18 protein-coding genes are annotated in these 19,559 nt (G+C 66.1%); 13 read left to right on the forward strand and 5 right to left on the reverse strand.

The annotated features are described in order from the left end of the window. Window positions 1-1,926, reverse strand: a 1,926-nt coding sequence (locus ER13_RS18215) for an ATP-binding protein (protein WP_052004716.1), incomplete at its 3' end; no start/stop codon positions are given. Between the two features lie 214 nt (window positions 1,927-2,140). On the opposite strand from ER13_RS18215, the gene ER13_RS01785 reads away from it, so the two are divergent. The 11 genes from ER13_RS01785 to ER13_RS01835 all read left to right on the forward strand — a co-directional run bounded on the left by ER13_RS01785 (window position 2,141) and on the right by ER13_RS01835 (window position 12,961). Continuing rightward, window positions 2,141-2,437 (forward strand): STAS domain-containing protein, encoded by a 297-nt coding sequence (locus ER13_RS01785; RefSeq protein ID WP_197019696.1) that lies wholly within the window; start codon window positions 2,141-2,143, stop codon window positions 2,435-2,437. Further along, window positions 2,434-2,802 carry a response regulator gene (locus ER13_RS01790; protein WP_008263549.1) on the forward strand — a complete coding sequence of 123 codons (369 nt, stop codon included), beginning with the start codon at window positions 2,434-2,436 and terminating at the stop codon, window positions 2,800-2,802. The genes ER13_RS01785 and ER13_RS01790 overlap by 4 nt, the downstream gene beginning before the upstream one ends. Then, window positions 2,799-4,823: a chemotaxis protein CheA gene (locus tag ER13_RS01795; protein ID WP_035305819.1), complete on the forward strand. Its 2,025-nt coding sequence runs from the start codon at window positions 2,799-2,801 to the stop codon at window positions 4,821-4,823. The genes ER13_RS01790 and ER13_RS01795 overlap by 4 nt, the downstream gene beginning before the upstream one ends. After that, window positions 4,820-5,341, forward strand: a complete 522-nt coding sequence (locus tag ER13_RS01800) for a chemotaxis protein CheW (RefSeq protein ID WP_008258745.1) — start codon at window positions 4,820-4,822, stop codon at window positions 5,339-5,341. The genes ER13_RS01795 and ER13_RS01800 overlap by 4 nt, the downstream gene beginning before the upstream one ends. 22 nt (window positions 5,342-5,363) lie before the next feature. Then, window positions 5,364-7,712 (forward strand): methyl-accepting chemotaxis protein, encoded by a 2,349-nt coding sequence (locus ER13_RS01805; RefSeq protein ID WP_081836080.1) that lies wholly within the window; start codon window positions 5,364-5,366, stop codon window positions 7,710-7,712. A gap of 248 nt (window positions 7,713-7,960) precedes the next feature. After that, the gene (locus ER13_RS01810; RefSeq protein ID WP_035305821.1) at window positions 7,961-8,626 is read left to right on the forward strand and encodes an HAD-IA family hydrolase; all 666 of its coding nucleotides are present in this window, start codon (window positions 7,961-7,963) and stop codon (window positions 8,624-8,626) included. 63 nt (window positions 8,627-8,689) lie between these two features. Beyond that, window positions 8,690-9,580 (forward strand): GyrI-like domain-containing protein, encoded by an 891-nt coding sequence (locus tag ER13_RS01815; protein WP_035305824.1) that lies wholly within the window; start codon window positions 8,690-8,692, stop codon window positions 9,578-9,580. Between the two features lie 73 nt (window positions 9,581-9,653). Continuing rightward, complete coding sequence (locus ER13_RS01820; RefSeq protein WP_035305910.1) at window positions 9,654-10,109, forward strand: iron-sulfur cluster assembly scaffold protein; 456 nt, start codon at window positions 9,654-9,656, stop codon at window positions 10,107-10,109. Window positions 10,110-10,188: 79 nt separating this feature from the next. Next, window positions 10,189-10,437 carry a membrane protein insertion efficiency factor YidD gene (gene yidD, locus ER13_RS01825; RefSeq protein WP_035305826.1) on the forward strand — a complete coding sequence of 83 codons (249 nt, stop codon included), beginning with the start codon at window positions 10,189-10,191 and terminating at the stop codon, window positions 10,435-10,437. Then, window positions 10,434-12,362 (forward strand): threonine--tRNA ligase, encoded by a 1,929-nt coding sequence (gene thrS, locus ER13_RS01830; RefSeq protein ID WP_035305828.1) that lies wholly within the window; start codon window positions 10,434-10,436, stop codon window positions 12,360-12,362. The genes yidD and thrS overlap by 4 nt, the downstream gene beginning before the upstream one ends. A gap of 98 nt (window positions 12,363-12,460) precedes the next feature. Continuing rightward, complete coding sequence (locus ER13_RS01835; RefSeq protein WP_008261550.1) at window positions 12,461-12,961, forward strand: ferritin-like domain-containing protein; 501 nt, start codon at window positions 12,461-12,463, stop codon at window positions 12,959-12,961. A gap of 60 nt (window positions 12,962-13,021) precedes the next feature. Here ER13_RS01835 and dapD read toward each other — a convergent pair whose 3' ends face one another. Genes dapD through argB form a run of 3 tightly spaced genes read right to left on the reverse strand, consistent with a single transcriptional unit; the run spans window position 13,022 to window position 15,461 of the window. After that, window positions 13,022-13,879: a 2,3,4,5-tetrahydropyridine-2,6-dicarboxylate N-succinyltransferase gene (gene dapD, locus ER13_RS01840; RefSeq protein WP_035305832.1), complete on the reverse strand. Its 858-nt coding sequence runs from the start codon at window positions 13,877-13,879 to the stop codon at window positions 13,022-13,024. Then, window positions 13,876-14,535: a pyrimidine 5'-nucleotidase gene (locus ER13_RS01845; RefSeq protein ID WP_035305834.1), complete on the reverse strand. Its 660-nt coding sequence runs from the start codon at window positions 14,533-14,535 to the stop codon at window positions 13,876-13,878. Before ER13_RS01845 ends, dapD begins: the two co-directional genes overlap by 4 nt. Beyond that, window positions 14,532-15,461, reverse strand: coding sequence for an acetylglutamate kinase (gene argB, locus ER13_RS01850; RefSeq protein ID WP_008258977.1), 930 nt, complete (start codon window positions 15,459-15,461; stop codon window positions 14,532-14,534). The genes ER13_RS01845 and argB overlap by 4 nt, the downstream gene beginning before the upstream one ends. A 155-nt stretch (window positions 15,462-15,616) precedes the next feature. Here argB and ER13_RS01855 point away from each other — a divergent pair, with 155 nt between their 5' ends. Continuing rightward, on the forward strand, window positions 15,617-16,963 hold the full coding sequence (locus ER13_RS01855) for a glycosyltransferase family 1 protein (protein ID WP_052004718.1): 1,347 nt from the start codon (window positions 15,617-15,619) through the stop codon (window positions 16,961-16,963). Here the strand turns inward: ER13_RS01855 and ER13_RS17565 are convergent. After that, window positions 16,936-18,564, reverse strand: coding sequence for a glycosyltransferase family 2 protein (locus tag ER13_RS17565; RefSeq protein WP_155988053.1), 1,629 nt, complete (start codon window positions 18,562-18,564; stop codon window positions 16,936-16,938). The genes ER13_RS01855 and ER13_RS17565 overlap by 28 nt on opposite strands. A 386-nt stretch (window positions 18,565-18,950) precedes the next feature. Here ER13_RS17565 and rfbC point away from each other — a divergent pair, with 386 nt between their 5' ends. Further along, window positions 18,951-19,544, forward strand: a complete 594-nt coding sequence (rfbC, locus tag ER13_RS01865; RefSeq protein WP_231492447.1) for a dTDP-4-dehydrorhamnose 3,5-epimerase — start codon at window positions 18,951-18,953, stop codon at window positions 19,542-19,544. The last annotated feature ends 15 nt before the right edge of the window (window positions 19,545-19,559 follow it).

Here is a 19,559-nt window from a genome sequence, read left to right on the forward strand (position 1 = left end):
CCCCGCGGCCCGCCCGGGGGGGTCGGCGGGGCGCCGCGGGGGGGGGGGGGGGGGGGCGCCCGCGGGGGGGGCGTGGTTCTCGGGAAAAGGGGGGGGGGGGGGGAGGGGTTGGCGGGGGGGGGGGCGGCCCCCCCCCGGCCGCGCCGCTTCGAAATTTGCGGGGGGGGTGTGGGGGGTCGGCAGGAGGACGGGGGGGTGGCCCGGGCCCGCCGCGCTTTCCGCGTCGCGAATGCGGGCGACCGCCGTGATTCCGTCCATGCGGGGCATCTGGATGTCCATCAGGATGACGTCGAAGGTTTCGCGTCCGGCGGCTTCCACAGCCTCCACGCCGTCTTCGGCCGTCGTGACGTCGGCAACGGACTCCAGCATCATTTCGACGATCCGGCGATTGGTCGGATGGTCGTCGGCGACCAGGACGCGCAACCGGTCAACCGGGTCGGTCGTGACTTCGTCCGTGGTTTGAACCGGCGCGGTGGACAGGGGCAGATCCAGCCAGAAGACCGACCCCCCGTCTTCACGCGGCGCGGCGTCGAGGATCCCGCCGAGCGCTCGCACGGCTTTCCGCGCCAAGGCGAGACCCAGGCCCATGCCGCCGTATTCGCGGGTCAGGGCGTCGTCCTGTTGCCGGAACGCGGCGAACATGGCCGCCTTCAGGGCGGGATCGAAACCGACGCCCGTATCCACGCAGGCGAAGCGAACACCCCCGTTCTGGCATGGATCGACGGTCAGGCGGATTTCGCCCCGGTGGGTGAACTTGACCGCATTATTCAGCAAGGGCGTCAGCACCCGCTCTATGCCCGCCGGATCGCCGACGAAGGCTGCGGGAAGAGCGGGGGCGATCTCGACGACGAACGCCAGGCCCTTGGCCCTTGCGGCCTCGCGCGCGGGGCGGACGACCCGCTCGATCAGGTCGCCAAGGACGAAGGTCTCGACCTCCGGCGGCCCCTCTATCCCGTCCAGGCGAGCGACGGCCAGCAGTTGCTGCAACTGATCCTGCAGCACGGCGGCCGAGGCGCGGATCATCTCGGTGACTTCCTGGATGTCCGGCGCGGTCGAGCGGGCGGCGAGAAGGTCGACCCCGGCGATGACGCCGTTCAGGGGGGTGCGAATCTCGTGGCTGATGTTGGTGACGAAGGCGCTGCGGGCGCGGTTGGCCTGTTCGGCCTGTTCCAGCGCCTGATAGAGGGCGTCGGCGTCACGCTGTTTCTGGGTGATGTCCTCGGTCAGGCCGATCAGATGGCGCACGCCTTCGTCGTCATAGGTCGCGAGCTTGGTGGCGGCCAGATAGCGGAACCCGGCCTCAGCGTGATCCTCGTACACCGTCGACTGGGAGCCCATGCCCGGCACGGCGTCCGCCGCCCATTCAGCGAAGGCGGCGGGCAGGACGTCGGAGGCCCGCAGTCCCGTCAGCCCCTCGAACCGACCGAACAGTTTCTCCGCCGCGCGGTTGGCCAGGATGTAGCGGCCCGTCCGGGCGTCCTTGACGGTCAGGGCCAGGGGCAGGACCTCGATGACGGTGTTCAGGAAGGCGGCGGTCTCGGTCTCCTGGGTGACGTCCTCGGCCTTGACCAGAAGGCGCACGATCCGCCCGGCGTCGTCGCGCACGGCGCTGACCGTCGTATCCAGATAGACCGCCGACGATTGTTCAGTGGTGAATCGCGTGCGGAAGGAGAAGGCCCGACCCGCCTGTGCTTCCTGGACGCCGCGATCAATGGAAAAGCGGCAGTCGACCGGCCAGGCGTCGCGCCAGGCCATGGTATGGGGCGCTGGAGGTTCCGGCTGGAAACGCCGCGCCGCACGGCTGACATGGACGATCCGTCCCCGTGTATTCAGCAGCCATATATAGGCGGACGAAGCATCCGCGATCTGGCCGTGAAAGACGTCGCCCTCATAGTCAGTTGCGTCATCTGCGCCGACGTCGATCAATTCGGATGCCCTTGTTCAGCGGTGCTGCTGAGGGGCCCGTCTTAATTCCCGAAGGTGAAATCGAAGTGAACGACACAGCCTCGCGTTGCTTACGGCCAAGCTAGGTAGATTCACGTACCATAGTTTTGAAGCGGGTTTAACGCCGATCGTCAACCATGAGCCTCAGTTGCATGGCTGTGCGTCATGCTTGTGGGGACGGGGTATGACGAAACGTGTGCTGATCGACGCGGCCCTTGTGGTCAAGAACGTCGTCGTTCTTCGCCAATCGATTCTCGACGCCTTCGAGGAGGGCGACACCATCAGTCTCGACCTTGCCGATGAGCAGCCCGTCGATCTTTGCGGATTGCAGCTGATCGAGTCTGCGCGGCGCCAGGCCCGGGCGGTCGGCAAGACCCTGGTCCTGGAACGTCCGGCGACGGAATTTCGGCCAGCGCTCGATGCAGCCGGCTTCCTGACGGACGCCACGGCCGACGATCTCCAGTTCTGGCTTCACCAAGGACCCGCCCAATGACCGCTTCTATCCTCACGGTCGATGACTCGCCCAGTATCCGCGTCGCGCTGAAGATCGCGCTGACCAACGCTGGCTATTCGGTAGCCGAAGCGGTCAACGGCGCCGAGGGCATTGAAAAGGCCAAGGCCAGCGCCTTCGACCTGATCATCACCGATCTGAACATGCCCGTCATGGACGGCCTGACCATGATCGAGGAGATGCGCCGGATGCCCGATCAGATGGGCGTGCCGATCGTCTTCCTGACCACGGAATCCGACGAAGGATTCAAGGCGCGGGCCAAGGCCGCAGGCGCCACCGGATGGCTGACCAAGCCCTTCGATCCCGATCAACTGGTGCGTGTGGCCAAGAAGGTGCTGGGACGATGAGCGACGAAGCCATCGCCGTTTTCCAGGTTGAGGCGAGAGAGAACCTGGAGTTGATCGAGCAGGGCCTGCTCGATCTGCTGGACCGACCCGAGGATCGCGATCTGGTGGACGCCGTTTTCCGGGGGCTTCACACCCTGAAGGGATCGGGGTCCATGTTCGGCTTCGACGCCCTGGCCGGTTTCACCCACCACTGCGAGACCGCCTTCGACCGCGTCCGCAAGGGCGAGGTGGCGGCCACGACCGATCTGGTTTCGGCCGTTCTGGCGGCGCGGGATCATATGCGCCGCCTGATGGAGGATCCGACGGGTGATCACGGCGCGGCGGGCGATGTCCTGCTGGCCGACCTGGAACGGGCTGTGCGCGAAGCGGACGGGAATGCGCCCGTCGCCGCCGCCCCCGTCCAGACGGCCTGGCGCATCCGGTTCGATCTGCCGTCCCACGCCTTCAAGAACGGCACCAACCCACTGGCGCTGCTGGCCGAGCTTCGCGACCTGGGCGAGGCGCGCGTCGTGGCCGACGTCTCGCGCGTGCCGCCGTTGAGCCAGATCGAGCCGACCGACCACTATCTGGCCTGGGACGTGACCTTGGCCACCGATCAGGGCCGGGGGGCGATCGAGGATGTCTTCATCTTCGTGATGGACGAGATGAACCTGTCGATCGAGCCCCTGGACGCGTCCAATGCGGACGCGGTCGTTGCGGACCAGACCGGTCCGGCTGAGGTCGTCGCCGAGGTTTCTTCGATCCTACCCCAGACCGCCGCACCGGCTCAGGTCGCCGCACCGGTCCAGTCTTCCGCCCCCACCGCTCCGGACGCCGCCGAGGCCGGCGTCGCCAAGACGGCCAAGCCGAGCGAGAGCGTGCGGGTGCCGGCCGATCGCCTGGACGAACTGATGGACCGCGTGGGGGAACTGGTCATCGCCCAGTCCCGCCTGAGCCAGATCGCCAATTCCGGCGTCGACACAGCCCTGCGCGCCGTCTCGGAAGAGATCGAACGCCTGTCGGGCGAGCTGCGCGACACCATGATGGTGCTGCGCATGGTGCCGGTGGCGACCCTGTTCGGCCGCTTCCGCCGCCTGGTCCATGACCTGGCCCGCGAGACCGGCAAGGTCATCGAACTATCGACCGACGGCGAAACGACCGAGATCGACAAGACGGTCATCGAACGTCTGGCCGACCCGCTGGTCCACCTGATCCGCAACGCCGCCGACCACGGACTGGAGACCGCCGAGGATCGCGCGGCCGCCGGCAAGCCGGCCACCGGCCGCATCCGCCTGTCGGCCCATCAGTCGGGCGGCGAGGTGGTCATCACCATCCGCGACGACGGTCGAGGCATCGACCGCGACCGCGTCCGCGCCAAGGCGGAGGCGCAGGGCCTGATCGAGCCCGGCGCCGCACTCAGCGACCACGACCTGCTGCAGATGATCTTCCATCCCGGCTTCTCGACGGCGGCGGCGGTGACCAATCTGTCCGGCCGCGGCGTCGGCATGGACGTGGTCAAACGCACCATCGAGGCGCTGCGCGGCTCCATCGACATCGCCAGCCGGCCTGGCGAGGGCTCGGAGGTTTCGCTGCGGATCCCGCTGACCCTGGCCATCATCGACGGCCTGCTGGTCCGCGTCGGTCAGGGCCGCTACGTGATCCCGCTGGGCGCCGTCGAGGAATGCCTGGAACTGTCGCTGGACGAGGATCTGCGCTCGCGCGGCCGCAGCTTCATCTCGCTGCGGAACAGCCTGGTGCCCTATCTGCGCCTGCGCGAGATGTTCGAGACCGGCACCCCGCCCGAACTGCACCAGAAGGTCGTGGTCGTTTCGACCGGGACCGAGCGGATCGGCCTGGTGGTCGATCAGATCATCGGCGACCACCAGACGGTGATCAAGTCGATGTCCAAACTCCATTCCGGCCTGCCGACCTTCTCGGGCGCCACAATCCTGGGCGACGGCGGCGTGGCCCTGATCCTGGACGTCGGCCACCTGGTCGCCAAGGGCCAGCAGCAGGAGGCGCAGATGCGCGAAGCCATATGAGCACCCAGGCCGAAATCACCACCGCGCCCGGTTGGACCGGCGCCGAACAGGTCGAGGTCCTGACCTTCGAACTGAATGGCGAGCTGTTCGCCCTTCACGCCGTCGGCGTGCAGGAAATCATGGACCTGGCGCCCGAGACCGTGGTGCCCGGCGCCGGCGCCTTCGCCGGGGCGGTCATCAACTTCCGCGGCAAGGTCATTCCCTTGTCCGACCTGCGCGTGGCCTTCGGGCTGGAGCGGGGGGCCGCCACCATCGACAGCCGGATCGTGGTCATCGAGATCGAACTGGCCGGCGAACCGACCCTGGTCGGCCTTCGCACCGACAAGGTCCACGAAGTCACCACCCTGGCCCGCGCCGACTCGGAGGCGCCGCCCAGCGTCGGCATGCGCTGGCGGCCCGAGTTCATCCAATGCCTGGTCAAGCGCGGCGGCGAGTTCATCGTCGTTCCCGACCTCCAGGCCATCTTCAATCAACAGCAGGACGCCCGCCAGCCGGTCGCGTCCGCCACCCGTCATTGACCGGCTATCGGGGAGATCAGCCATGCGTTTCACCATCAAGGCCAAACTAGCCGTAGCCTTCGGCTTTCTCATTCTCGCTTTGGCGGGAGTCGCCGGATACGGCATCTTCAGCCTGGGCGTCGCCAAGGACGCCATGGATGAGGTGGTTGAAGGGGCTGTCGTCCGCCTCGACAAGATGCACCAGCTCAACAGCTACGCCTTGATGGTCGTGCGCGCGCAGAAGAATGTGGTTCTGGCGCGGACACCCGAAGAAATGCAGCGTCAGATCGAAGCTGGCGATGAGGCGCGCGCGAAATATCAGGAGATTTTCGACGATATGCACGGGTCGGCCTCTGAGGCGACACGGGCCCTGTGGGCGGACATAAAGGCCAAGACAGAGGCGTTCGATCGGACTGACGACAAGGTTCGCGCCCTCGCCGCTGCGGGTGACACCGCTGCTGCGGCCGCCTATTCGGGTGGCGAAGGCCGCGAGGCTGCGGTGGCGCTGACCGAGAAGCTGTATGAGGGCGTCCAACTCAACCGCGATCGCGCTGATGCGGCCCAGGCGGATGCGGACAAGGACTATCAGAACACCCGCACCCTTCTGATCACCCTGTCAATCTTGGCGATCGCCTTGGCCGTTTCAGCCGCCCTGTGGATCGCCCTGGGCATCAGCGCCGGCCTGAACCGCCTGATGACCGTGGCCGACGCCGTCGCCATCGGCGACCTGGACGAGCGGGTCGAGATCAAGTCGAACGACGAGATCAAGGACCTGGTCAACGCCTTCAACAGACTGACGGACAATCTGAAGACCACCGCCACCATGGCGGATGAGATCGCCAACGGCGACCTGACGGTCCAGCCCAAGCCGCTGTCGGACAAGGACACGCTGGGTCTTTCGCTGCAGTCCATGGTGGAACGCCTGCGCGGCGTGGTCGGCGACGCCCTGTCGGCCGCCGACAACGTCTCGTCGGGCAGCCAGGAGCTGTCTGCCACGTCGGAACAGATGAGCCAGGGTGCGACCGAACAGGCGGCCGCCGCCGAACAGGCCTCGGCCTCGATGGAAGAGATGGCCGCCAACATCAAGCAGAACGCCGACAACGCGGCCCAGACCGAGAAGATCTCGCGTCAGTCGTCCAAGGACGCCGAGGCCAGCGGCGAGGCGGTCAATCGGGCGGTGGACGCCATGCGCACCATCGCCGACAAGATCGGCATCGTGCAGGAGATCGCGCGTCAGACCGATCTGCTGGCCCTGAACGCGGCGGTCGAGGCCGCCCGCGCCGGGGAACACGGCAAGGGCTTCGCCGTCGTCGCCTCGGAAGTGCGCAAACTGGCCGAACGCAGCCAGACGGCCGCCGCCGAAATCGGCGCCGTGTCGGGCGACACCGTCAAGGCGGCCCAGGAAGCCGGCGAAATGCTGCAACGCCTGGTGCCGGATATCCGCAAGACCGCCGAACTGGTGTCCGAGATCAGCGCCGCCTGCCGCGAGCAGGACGTCGGCGCCAGCCAGATCAACGAGGCCATCCAGCAGCTGGACAAGGTGACCCAGCAGAACGCCGGCGCGTCCGAGCAGATGTCGGCCACCTCCGAGGAGCTGGCGGCCCAGGCCGAGGAACTGCAGACCTCTATCGCCTTCTTCCGCACCGACACGACCGGCGGCCGCAGCGGCGGCCGCGCCCCGGCCCCGGCCGAGACCCGCGCCGCCTATGAGCGGATGGACGCCCTGTCGCGCTCGGTCTTCTGGGCCGGGGAGCAGGAGATCAATCCGGCCGATCCCGTGGCCGGGGTGAAACTGGCCCAGGCCCTGCGCGAAATGGGGCGGTACGACCAGGCGGTCCAGACCGCCGAGGGGGTGCTGACCGTCCAGCCGGCCAATCTCGACGCCCTGCTGGAGTTGGGTCGCGCCCATATCGCCCGAGGCCAGGCCTTCTACGGCGTCGCTCCGCTGGAGAAGGCGCGCGACCTGGCGCCGCGCGACTGGCGGGCCTATTCGCTGCTGGGCGTGGCCTACGAACAGGTGCGGCGGTTCGACGACGCCCACGCCGCCTGGAACCAGGCCCTGGTCCTGTCGCCCGACAATCCCGACGTCCTGACCAACGCCGCCACGGCCGCCCTGACGCGCGGCGACGCGCCGGGCGCCGAGACCCTGTTGCGGCGTGCGGCGGCCCAGCCCGCCGCCTCCAGCCGGGTGCGCCAGAACCTGGCCATGGTGGTGGGCCTTCAGGGCAAGATGGGCGAGGCCGAACAGATCCTGCGCCGCGAACTGCCGCCCGAACAGGCCGAACAGAGCCTGCAATGGCTGCAGGCGCGCAATTCCGCCGGCGGCGCGGCGGCCTCGGGCGGGACGACGCCGGACACGGCCCGGACCTGGAGTTCGCTTCAGGGCGGTTGAGCCGCGATTTCAGACTCACAAAAACATAGTCTGAATTGTCTGAATCGTCTGAAATCTCCCTCATGCGAACTCTGGCCGCCCCTGCGGCGGCCACACCTCAGCCAGGATCGCACGGATTGGAAGACCGACAGGTCGAAGGCCGCGAGATTTCGTCAAGCCGTTGGAAACACAGGCGGAGAACCAGCGTCATTACGGGGGCTGGGCGGCGTCCGGTTGCCCCCGGTCCACACCCGTGCTGGATAGACGCCATGGCTTCTCCCCACACGCCCAAGACCTATCAAGCCTTCCTGTTCGACATGGACGGCACCCTGATCAGTTCGACCGCCGCCGCCGAACGGGTCTGGACCCGCTGGGCCGAGCGGCACGGCCTGGACGTGGCGCGTTTCATTCCCACCATCCACGGCGTGCGCGCCCCCGACACCATCCGCCGCCAGAACCTGCCGGACATCGACCTGGCTGCGGAGGCCGCCTGGGTCGAGCGCGGCGAGATCGAGGATGTGGACGGGGTCGTCCCCATTCCCGGCGCCCTTGATTTCCTCAACCGCCTGCCGCCCGACCGCTGGGCCGTGGTCACCTCGGCCAGCGTGCCCCTGGCCCGCGCCCGCATGGTCGCCGCCGGGGTGGAGCCGCCCGCCGTCATGGTCACCGCCGAACGGGTGGAGCGCGGCAAGCCGGACCCCTCGGGTTATCTGCTGGCGGCCCAAACCCTGGGCGTCGACATCAAGGACTGTCTGGTGTTCGAAGACGCCGAGGCCGGGATCAAGGCCGGCGAAGCCGCCGGCGCGGACGTCGTGGTCATCACCGCCGCCTGGACCCATCCGCTGGAGACGTCGCACCCGACACTGGCGGACTACGCCCAGGCGCGGCTGGAGGTGGAGGCCGACGGGGCGCTTGGGTTCTCGATCGAGACCTGAGCATTCCGGGTCAGGCTCGGCCGCCCCTCTTTCCGTATCTCCAGCCGTGCCAGGGAGGTGCGGATGAGCCGAAGCGTCATCGACAACTATCATGCGCGGATGCGCCGGGTTCTGGTCTTCATCGACCAAAACCTGGAGGCGGATCTGAACGTGGAGCTGCTGAGCGACGTGTCCGCCTTTTCCAGACACCATTTCCAGCGGCAGTTCTCTTCGCTGTTCGGGATCAGCGTCGGTCGGTACGTCCAACTGAAGCGGATGAAGCGCGCCTCCTATAGGCTGGCCTTTCGCGACGGGGCCAGCGTGCTGGAGATCGCGCTCGACAGCGGGTTCGAGGGGCCGGAGGCGTTCAGCCGCGCCTTCCGACGTCATTTTGACCAGAGCCCGACCGAGTTCCGAAGAGCGCCCCGCTGGACGCCCTGGCTTGCGGCCCAGACGCCGCTCACCCAAGCCCGGAGCCAGACCATGACACCCACCACACCCACCGAAGCCGAGGTTCGCATTCTCGACTTTCCGGAAACCGCCGTCGGCCTGCTGACGCACAGCGGCGATCCCGCCCACATCGGCGACACGATCCGTCGTTTCATCACCTGGCGGAAGGCGGCGGGCCTGCCGCCGAAGATCAGCGCCACCTTCAACATCTTCCATACGGAGCCCGAGGATGACGCCGCCGCGCCCCAACGCATCGATCTGTGCGCCGCAACCCCGCGCGCGATCCTGCCGAACGCGGCGGGCGTGGTCGCCGGCGTCATCCCCGCCGGGCGCTGTGCGGTGCTGCGACAGGTCGGCGGCGGCGACGATCTGAGCGCCTCGGCCGCCTGGCTTTATGGGCAGTGGCTGCCGCGGAGCGGACATGAGCTTCGCGACTTCCCCCTGTTCGCCCAACGCCTCAGCTTCTTCCCCGACGTGCCGGAGCATGAGGCCGTCACGGACATCTTCCTGCCGATCCAGTCGTAGGCCGTCGTTCTCCCTCTCTCCTGCAGGGGAGAGGGAGGTTTCGCGGGCGCGGTTGTCGTCCTATGTTCGCACCATGATCGACGACCTCTACAGCGCGCGCATCCTGATGCTGGCGGCGAACCTGCCCCATGCGGGGCGGTTGGCGTCGCCGGACGGGACGGGTGAGCGGGTGGCGAAACTGTGCGGCTCGCGCGCGACGGTGGATGTGACGCTGGACGATCAGGGCCGGGTCATCGACTTCGCCCAGGACGTCAAGGCCTGCGCCCTGGGCCAGGCGGCGGCCGGGGTGCTGGGCCAAACCGTGATCGGGGCCGCGGCCGCAGAGATCGCCGAGGCGCGCGACGCCCTGTCGGCCATGTTGAAATCCGGCGGAGAAGGCCCGACCGGCCGGTTCGAGGATCTGCGGGTGCTGAGGCCCGTCGCCGACTATCCGGCGCGTCACGCCTCCACCCTGGTGGCGGTCGAGGCGACGCTGGAGGCCGTGAATCAGGCCCTGGCGGAACGAACTCGTCTCGCCGGCGCGGCCTGACGGGCTCTCAGCGGTTGATCGCCCTGCGATGACAGGGGATAAGCGCGGCGAACCCATCCAGCCCCCGGCGAAGGGACATATGTCTCTCTATGAACGCGGCGTCCGCGCGGCCCATCGGGGCTACAAGCTGACGCTGTCCCCCCTGATCGGCCAGCAGTGCCGGTTCCTGCCGACCTGTTCGGACTATGGGCGCGACGCCCTGATCCAGCACGGACCGGTCAAGGGGGGATGGCTCACCGTGCGTCGCCTCTGTAAATGCCATCCCTTCGGCGGTTCGGGCTATGACCCGGTCCCGCCTCTGAAGACCGACGAAAAAGAACAGTCATGATCGATCTGAAATTCCCTGACGGCGCCGTGCGCCAATATCCGGCCGGTTCGACGGCGCGTGACGTCGCGACCTCGATCTCGCCGTCCCTGGCCAAGAAGGCCGTGCTGGCCGAGCTGAACGGCGAGCAGCGCGACATGGGGCGGGTGCTGGAGACGGGCGGCGACTTCCGCCTGATCATGCGCGACGATCCCGCCGCCCTGTACACTATCCGTCACGACACGGCCCACGTCCTGGCCGAGGCGGTCCAGACCCTGTTCCCCGGCACCCAGGTCACGATCGGCCCGGCCATCGAGGACGGCTTCTATTATGACTTCTATCGCGACGAGCCCTTTTCGACCGACGACTTCGCCGCCATCGAGAAGGAGATGGGCCGGATCGTCGATCGCGACGCCAAGTTCGAACGCGAGGTCTGGGACCGCGACGAGGCCATCGTCTTCTTCGAGGCGCGCGGCGAGAAGTTCAAGGCTGAGCTGATCAAGGACCTGCCCGAGAACGAGACCATCACCCTGTACAAGCAGGGCGACTGGATCGACCTGTGCCGGGGCCCGCACTTCCCTTCGACGCGCCATGTCGGCAAGGCCTTCAAACTGACCAAGCTGGCGGGCGCCTACTGGCGCGGCGATTCCAAGCGCGAACAGCTTCAGCGCATCTACGGCACCGCCTGGGCGACCAAGGAGGATCTGGACGCCTATCTCCAACGTCTGGAAGAGGCCGAGAAGCGCGACCACCGCAAGGTCGGCAAGGCGATGGAGCTCTTCCACATGCAGGAAGAGGGCCGGGGCATGGTCTTCTGGCATCCCAAGGGCTGGATCCTGTGGCGCGTGCTGGAGGCCTATATGCGCCGCCGCCTGGACGCCGCCGGCTATGTCGAGGTCAAGACGCCCCAGGTGCTGGACCGCAAATTCTGGGAACAGAGCGGCCACTGGGACAAGTATCGCCCCAATATGTTCGTCTGCGAGACGGTCGAGGGCGAGACCCTGTCGCTCAAGCCGATGAACTGCCCCGGCCACGTCCAGATCTTCGACCAGGGCCAGCGCTCGTACCGCGAACTGCCGCTGCGCATGGCCGAGTTCGGCGCCTGCCACCGGTATGAGCCGTCGGGCTCGCTGCACGGCCTGATGCGGGTGCGCGGCTTCACCCAGGACGACGCCCACATCTTCTGCCGCGAGGATCAGATCGTCGAGGAGACGGCCGAGTTCATCAAACTGGCCCGCAGCGTCCACGCCGACCTGGGCATGGAGACGGCCTACATCAGCCTGGGCACCCGGCCCGAGAACCGCGCCGGTTCGGACGAATTCTGGGACAAGGCCGAGGCCCTGATGGCCGAAGCCGCTCGCGCGGCCGGGACCGAGCCGGTGGTCACCGAGGGCGACGGCGCCTTCTACGCGCCCAAGCTGGACTTCATCGTCAAGGACGCCATCGGCCGTGAATGGACCTGCGGCACGATCCAGCTGGACTATGTCCTGCCCGAACGCCTCGACGCCACCTACATCGCCGAGGACGGCCAGAAGCACCGGCCGGTCATGCTGCACCGCGCGATCCTGGGATCGTTCGAGCGGTTCATCGGCATCATGATCGAGAACTACGCCGGCGCCTTCCCCCTGTGGCTGGCCCCGACCCAGGCGGTGGTGGCCACCATCACCTCGGACGCCGATGACTACGCCCGCGACGTCATGGCCCGGTTCAAGGCGGCGGGCCTGCGCACCGAGATCGACCTGCGCAACGAGAAGGTCGGCTACAAGGTCCGCGAACACTCGGTCGGCAAGGTGCCCGTTATCGCCGTGGTCGGCCGCCAGGAAGCCGAGCAGGGCCTGGTCGCCATCCGCCGCCTCGGCTCCCAGGCCCAGACCGTGGTGACGGTGGAGGAGGCGATCCGCCTCCTGACCGACGAGGCCACGCCGCCGGACCTGAAGCGGGCCGGGTGAGGCGCTAAGCCCGGTTCCGAACAGTGGAACGGTTCTCCGCCTGATCGCTTGTGATGGGGTGCGCCCCCGCGCCCCATCACAATTTGCGAGAGACGATCATGGCCGAGAAAACCCTCGACACCCTGTTCCACGACACGCTCAAGGACATCTATTACGCCGAGCGCAAGATCCTGAAGTCCCTGCCCAAGATGGCCCGCGCCGCTCAGTCGCCCGAGCTGAAGGCGGCCTTCGAGAAGCACAAGGACCAGACCGAAGGTCAGATCGAACGCCTGCAACAGGTGTTCGAGATCATCGGCAAGGCCCCGCGCGGCAAGACCTGCGACGCCATCGAAGGCATCCTGGCCGAGGGCGAGGAGATCATGGAAGAATACAAGGACAACCCCGCCCTCGACGCCGGCCTGCTGGCCGCCGCCCAGGCGGTCGAACACTATGAGATCACCCGCTACGGCACCCTGAAGCGCTGGGCCCTGGTGCTGGGCATGAAGGACGCCGCCGCCCTGCTGGACGAGACCCTGCAGGAAGAGTCCCAGACCGACGAAGACCTGACCGGCATCGCCGACGCCGCCGTCAACAAGGACGCGATGAAGTCCGCCGCCTGATCCTGTCGGCCGGATAAGGAACGGAGGCGGCCGCGCGGCCGCCTCCGTTTTCTTTTGTCCTCAGTCGCGCAGCAGTTCGTTGACGCCGGTCTTGGCCCGCGTCTGGGCGTCCACCCGCTTGACGATGACGGCGCAGTACAGCGACGGGCCGCCCTTGGGGTCCGGCAGAGCGCCCGGCACCACGACCGAATAGGCCGGCACCTCGCCCCGGAAAACCTCGCCCGTGGCGCGATCGACAATCTTGGTCGAGCCCGACAGATAGACGCCCATGGCCAGGACCGCGCCTTCGCGCACGATCACGCCCTCGGCGACCTCGGCGCGGGCGCCGATGAAACAGCCGTCCTCGATGATGGTGGGATTGGCCTGGAGCGGCTCCAGCACCCCGCCGATCCCGGCGCCGCCCGACAGGTGGACGTTCTTGCCGATCTGGGCGCAGGACCCGACCGTGGCCCAGGCGTCGACCATGGCCCCCTCATCGACATAGGCGCCGATGTTCACGAAGGACGGCATCAGCACGACATTCCTGGCGATATAGGCGCCCTGGCGGACGAAGGCGCCGGGCACCGAGCGGAAACCGGCGGCCTGATAGTCGCCGGCGGCCCAGTCGCCGAACTTGTTGGGCACCTTGTCCCAATAAGGGCCGACGCCCGGGGCGTGGCTGGTCGGGCCGCGGTCGCCGGCGCGCATGATCTGGTTGTCGTTCAGCCGGAAGGACAGCAGCACCGCCTTCTTCAGCCACTGATGCGTGGTCCAGACCCCGTCCTCGCCGCGCGAGGCGACGCGGGCCTGGCCGGAATCGAGCAGGGCCAGGGCGGTCTCGACCGCGTCGCGGATATCGCCATGGGTGGCGGCCGAGACGTCGGCGCGGTCTTCCCACGCGGCCTCGATGACGGATTCGAGATGCGACAGGTCGGTCATGCGGCGTCCTTGAAGGTCAGGGCGTTGAGGAAGTCGAGAAGATCGGGGGCGATCCGGTCAATATGGTCCCCCAGGGGCTTGCCGTGGCCGTCGCCGATCAGGACGGTCGCCATACCCAGGGCCTTGGCCGGCTCCAGATTCTTCGGGGTGTCCTCAAAGAAGGCGGCGCAACGGGGTTCGAAATCGAACCGCTCGATCATGCGACGAAAGGCCGATGGGGCCGGCTTGGGCGTCAGGTCGCCGTCCTCGATGGCGAACACCCCCTCGAAACAGTCGGCGATGCCGATCCGGTCCAGCACCCGATGCGCATAGTCCCGCGCACCGTTGGTGAAGACGAAACAGCGCCCCGGCAGGGTCTTCAGACGCTCGGCCAGGCGCGGATTGGGCTCCACCCCGTCCAGCGGCACGTCGTGGACCACGTTCAGGAAGTCCTCGGGATCGATGGTGTAGTTGGCCATCAGCCCGGCCAGGGTGGTGCCGTGTTCATCCAGAAACTGGCGCTGCAGGATATGCGCCTCCTGGGGCGCCAGGCCGACCGCCTCGACCACATAGGCGTTGATCCGCGCCTGGACGAGGGACATCAGCCCCTGCTCGCGCGGATACAGGGTGTCGTCCATGTCGAACACCCAGGCGTTGACGTGCGACAGGTCGATCAAGACGCCTTCACCAGGGTGCCGGCGCCGAATTCGGTGAACAGCTCCACCAGCATGGCGTGGGGCCGACGGCCGTCCAGAATGACCACGGCTTCGACGCCGGCGCGCACGGCGGCCATGGCGGTCTCCAGCTTGGGGATCATGCCGCCGTGGGCGACGCCGGTGTCGATCAGGCCTTGCGCCTCCTCCAGCGTCATCTGGCGAATGATCTCGCCGTCCGCGCCCTTGACCCCCGGCACGTCGGTCAGCAGCAGCATCCGCTTGGCGCCCAGCGACCCGGCTACGGCGCCCGCCACCGTATCGGCGTTGACGTTATAGGTCTGGCCGTCCTCGGCCACCCCGATCGGGGCGATGACCGGGACCCAGTCCTCGGTCTCCGAGGCGATCAGCCCCTTGATCAGCTTGGGATCCACCTTGGTGGGTTCGCCGACATAGCCCAGGTCGACCTCGTGCTCGATCATGCTGTCAGGATCGCGCTTGGTCCGGCGGGTCTTCTCGACTGTCAGCAGGCCGGCGTCCTTGCCCGACAGACCGACGCCGCGCACGTCCGCCTCCTTGCCGGCCATGGTGATCCAGTGGGCGATCTCCTTGTTCACCGCGCCGGACAGGACCATCTCGGCGACTTCCATCGTCGCCGGATCGGTGACCCGCAACCCGTCGACGAAGCTGGACCTGACCCCAGCCTTGTCCAGCATGGCGCTGATCTGCGGCCCGCCGCCGTGCACCACGACCGGGTTGACCCCCATCAGCTTCAGCAGCACCACATCGGCCGCGAACTGACGCGCCACGGCGCTCTCGCCCATGGCGTGGCCGCCGTATTTGATGACCACGGTCTCGCGGTCATAGACCTGAATATACGGCAAGGCCTCGGCGAGCGTCTTCGCCGTCTCCCAGCTGCGTTCCTCGGACTGGCGTTCTGTTTCGTTCATCACCGGCGCGAGATAGCGGGGGATGGGGGGCGAGTCACGCGGGAAGCTGAAGCTCTGGCCCGGCAATAAGCTGCAATGAGCGGCTGGCTACTCGATAATAGCCCATGTTAGGCCCTCTAGGCTAAACACGCCTCCGCTTCGCGAGATAAGCCTGAATGCCCATACCGCCTCGCGAGAAATCGGATCGGCCTGCGATCTGCGTCGATGGTTTCAACCTCGCGGCGTCGCAGGGCACCGGGATCGCGACCTACAGCCGAAACCTGCTTGAAGCCGCCAGCCGCCTTGGCTTCCGAACAGAGGCTCTTTTCGGACCGACGCTTTCGCCGGAGTCCGTAAGCCCTTTTGGTGAAGTCGCGATCCTCGATCCTGAGCGGCCGGCAACCCAGCTGCGCTTTATGCAGAAGCTCGAACGGGATATTCGGACACGCCTGAGCCCACTTGGACGAACCGCCAATCCTGTCGCCATCTCTAAAGACATCATTTGGCCAGGAGGCGACGCAGCACGCCCCCGAGCGGACCGATTTTGGGCCACCGACAAGCTCTACTTCCACGCCAGTCGCGCATTCAAGAAGCACGGCAGCGGCACGCCTGTGATCTTCGATAGGCGCAACGCGCCGCCGCCGGACGTCATGCACTGGACGACCCTGCTGCCGCTACGCGCCCGCGATGTGCCGAATATCTACACCATCCACGACCTCATCCCGTTGCGCCTTCCGCATACGACACTGCACAACAAGCCCTTATTCATGGCTATGTGCCGGGAAGTCGTGCGCCATGCCGACCACATCGCCGTGGTCTCCGAGGCGACGCGCCACGATGTCATCCGCATGCTGGGCGTTCCGGAAGACAGGGTCACCAACACCTACCAGGCCGTCAGCCTGCCAAAGGCTTTGACCGACAGGCCGGAGCAGGACGTCGTCACCGAACTGGAAGCGACCTTTCAACTCGGCTGGGGCGACTACTTCCTGCATTTCGGCGCGGTCGAACCCAAAAAGAATCTCGGCCGCGTCGTGGAAGCCTATCTCGCGTCAGGCGTAGGAACACCTCTCGTAATTGTCGGCGGGCGCGGTTGGCTGAGCGAACCCGAGACGGCGCTCCTGGGCCACGTGAAGGCGCTCGGCGGTCCGAGTTCGGATAGGATCCATGTCTATGAATACATGTCCTTCGCCACCTTGGTCAGCCTGATCCGAGGTGCAAAAGCCGTTCTCTTTCCCTCTCTTTATGAAGGGTTTGGGCTGCCGGTGTTGGAAGCGATGAGCCTGGGAACGCCAGTACTCACATCGAACCAGGGTTCGCTGCCGGAGGTGGCGGGAGACGCCGCCATGCAGGTCGATCCCTACGACGTCGATGCTCTGTGCCAAGCGATCCGCATGATCGACGCGGATGCCGACTGGCGCGACGACGCTTCATCTCGCGGCAAGAGACAGGCGGCGCTCTTCAACGATGACGCCTATGACGCGAGGCTGCGCGCGCTTTACGCCAAGGTGGGGGTTTCAATCTGATTGGGCGCGCGGCTTTCGGTCTTGATCGCCCAGTCCATCACCTCCTCAGAGGTCAGGCTTCGCATCCCAGCGAAAAGACGAATGCCGCGCCCTTCCCATTGAGGATTGCGGGTCGGGTCAAAGCGAGCGCGATCGCCCCAACGCGCGAGCAACCGCCCCATTTCTTCTTCGGCGCGCTGTCGTTTGGCTTCCGTATTGGAATGGCCGCGACTTAAAGACTCATGATGTCGCAGAACCAACTCAGGCGCATAAAGGATCGTCCAGCCAGCCGCTCCTGCACGGAGACAAAAATCGACGTCATTGCAGGACACCGCAAAGTTTTCGGCGTCGAAACCGCCGGCCTGATCGAAGACCGACCGACGCATCGCCATAAATGCGCCCGTTACGGCCGTCGCCGGCCTGCGCCGCACCCACCGGTCGAGCGGCCCGCGCTCGTCCGGGCTTGCCCGCAATCCTTCGTGCAAAGGTTCGCCGTTCAACGCCCCCATCACGATGCCCGCGTGCTGGACACGGTCATTCGGGTATAGAAGCCGCGCTCCGACGATCCCCACCCCGTCCATGGCCAGAAGTCGTCGAACCTCCAGATCCCAGTTCTCAGAGAGCATTTCCATGTCGTTATTGGCGAAGACGACAATAGGATGTTCCCGCCCTTCGCAGGCGATGTTGTTAAGGCTGGACCAGTTGAACGGTTCGTCGCGGCGCAGTACCTCCACGCCCCGTGTTCGCCAACAGTCGAGCACCTCCACAGTGCTTACGTCCTGACTTCCATTATCGACGACGACAATATCCACCTCCCCCAAGTCCGATGCTTGGTCGGACAGTGAGGTCAGCATGACGTTAAGAGCCGCACCCTCATCACGCGTGGGAATGACCACGAGTATCCGGCCACAGACCTGCGATTGGTGAACCGTCGGAGAGTCGATTTCCGTTTGAACATGCGGGGTCTGGACACACCCCAGGACCAAGGGAACGTGCCGGACGACCCCTCTGCCAAACGCATCCTGCAGCGTCGCCAGCATGTCGTGACCGCGGTCCTGATATTCGAAATCGCGATAAAGGACCAAGGCAGGCGGGGTAGGATTGGTCGCAAGGTCCAGCAGATGCGGGGCCGACTGGAGGATTGGACGAGTAGCTCCACTCGCGTCCCTCTCTTCATGATCGCAGTACACAGCGCTCACTTCCTCGTTGAGCGCCCAAAGCAACCAGCCAAGGCAATCCGGCGTCAACACGGTCCCTGCCCTGATCAGGAAGACCGGAGTTGAGGAGGTCGCCAGCGCACCTTGCAGAGGAGCAAGCTGTATACGTACATCTGTTGAGACCGCGCCCCCGACGAGCCCCGCATCAAAACCCCCTGATATCGTCGCGCGCCAATCCACCGACGTCAGTCCTCGCAACGATGCCAAGGTCGCGGTCAGGGTGCGGTCTTCGCCGGGTCGGGCGTCGATCAGAATTTCGACCCGCTTGGCTGAACTCATGGAAGCAATAGGTCGGTGGATGGCGCCCAACCTAGAGAGATTTGATGAAGCGCTTTCTGCGAAGGTCGGCTGCAGCAGCCGCCTGCGAATATCCTCCACGTCAACTGCAAGGCCAGCCTCGTCCATTATGTCCGCTAGCGTTAGCTGAAGGCTCACCTTTGTTGGACGAGCCGCTATAGCCCCCTGAAGGATCCTAATGGCGGCAGGAAAGTCGCCGGACTCTCTCAGAGTGTTGGCGAGGCGGACCCGCACCCCGATGTCGTGTGGATATCGAGAAAGATAACGTTCGTAGTGACCGACCGCAGCACTCCACAGATTGTGATGTCGAGCAGCGTCCCCTTCATCAGCGCCATAGCGCCTTCGCGCTGCGCCCAACCGACGATCTGACAGCGCTTTAAAAAATCGTCGCAATCTGACAATCCAAATGGAAGATTTGGCCCCTTGCACCAATGCACTCCCTATCGCAGGAAATCTGGTCTAGATCATCCGCTATCAATGGGCAGTAGGTCCGCTTGAGTCTCGATTTCATGGCCGTTTCTTCGCAACCCATCTTGTTACGCCCTCGCCGATTTGGCGACCCACGCGGCTGGTTCATGGAGACCTACTCTGAGGCTGCCGCCCTGGCCGCTGGGATCGACGTTCGCTTTGTGCAGGACAACCAGTCGTTCTCTGCGACCGAGGGCACGATCCGGGGGCTGCACTTCCAACGCCCGCCGCACGCTCAAGCCAAGCTGGTGCGTTGTGTGAAGGGATCCATCATGGATTACGCAGTCGATGTGCGGCGCGGCTCTCCCACCTATGGGCAATACGTCGCGGCCAAACTCACGGCAGATGGCGGTGAGCAGTTGTTCGTGCCAGTCGGCTTTGCGCATGGCTTCATCACCCTGGAGCCGAACGTGGAAATCGCCTACAAGGTGTCTGGAATTTACGCGCCGGATTGCGACGGCGGCATCGTTTGGAACGACCCGACGATCAGCATCCAATGGCCACTGCCGGCTTCGGGTGCAGTCCTGTCCGACAAGGACAAGATTTTGCCGACCCTGGCAGAGTTTGACAGCCCCTTCGAATATGACGGCCGGCCGCTCGAGCCGCTGCCCGCGTCCTGATCTGAATCCCGACGG

The organism is Brevundimonas sp. EAKA (genome assembly GCF_000698025.1).
Lineage (GTDB): Bacteria > Pseudomonadota > Alphaproteobacteria > Caulobacterales > Caulobacteraceae > Brevundimonas > Brevundimonas mediterranea_A.

What these genes read in the sequence shown, in the direction of transcription:
- ER13_RS01790 (WP_008263549.1), top strand. Translation starts at nt 2,434, where the DNA reads ATGACCGCTTCTATCCTCACGGTCGATGACTCGCCCAGTATCCGCGTC.
- ER13_RS01795 (WP_035305819.1), top strand. Translation starts at nt 2,799, where the DNA reads ATGAGCGACGAAGCCATCGCCGTTTTCCAGGTTGAGGCGAGAGAGAAC.
- ER13_RS01800 (WP_008258745.1), top strand. Translation starts at nt 4,820, where the DNA reads ATGAGCACCCAGGCCGAAATCACCACCGCGCCCGGTTGGACCGGCGCC.
- ER13_RS01805 (WP_081836080.1), top strand. Translation starts at nt 5,364, where the DNA reads ATGCGTTTCACCATCAAGGCCAAACTAGCCGTAGCCTTCGGCTTTCTC.
- ER13_RS01810 (WP_035305821.1), top strand. Translation starts at nt 7,961, where the DNA reads ATGGCTTCTCCCCACACGCCCAAGACCTATCAAGCCTTCCTGTTCGAC.
- ER13_RS01815 (WP_035305824.1), top strand. Translation starts at nt 8,690, where the DNA reads ATGAGCCGAAGCGTCATCGACAACTATCATGCGCGGATGCGCCGGGTT.
- ER13_RS01820 (WP_035305910.1), top strand. Translation starts at nt 9,654, where the DNA reads ATGATCGACGACCTCTACAGCGCGCGCATCCTGATGCTGGCGGCGAAC.
- yidD (WP_035305826.1), top strand. Translation starts at nt 10,189, where the DNA reads ATGTCTCTCTATGAACGCGGCGTCCGCGCGGCCCATCGGGGCTACAAG.
- thrS (WP_035305828.1), top strand. Translation starts at nt 10,434, where the DNA reads ATGATCGATCTGAAATTCCCTGACGGCGCCGTGCGCCAATATCCGGCC.
- ER13_RS01835 (WP_008261550.1), top strand. Translation starts at nt 12,461, where the DNA reads ATGGCCGAGAAAACCCTCGACACCCTGTTCCACGACACGCTCAAGGAC.
- dapD (WP_035305832.1), bottom strand. Translation starts at nt 13,879, where the DNA reads ATGACCGACCTGTCGCATCTCGAATCCGTCATCGAGGCCGCGTGGGAA.
- argB (WP_008258977.1), bottom strand. Translation starts at nt 15,461, where the DNA reads ATGAACGAAACAGAACGCCAGTCCGAGGAACGCAGCTGGGAGACGGCG.
- ER13_RS01855 (WP_052004718.1), top strand. Translation starts at nt 15,617, where the DNA reads ATGCCCATACCGCCTCGCGAGAAATCGGATCGGCCTGCGATCTGCGTC.
- ER13_RS17565 (WP_155988053.1), bottom strand. Translation starts at nt 18,564, where the DNA reads ATGGACGAGGCTGGCCTTGCAGTTGACGTGGAGGATATTCGCAGGCGG.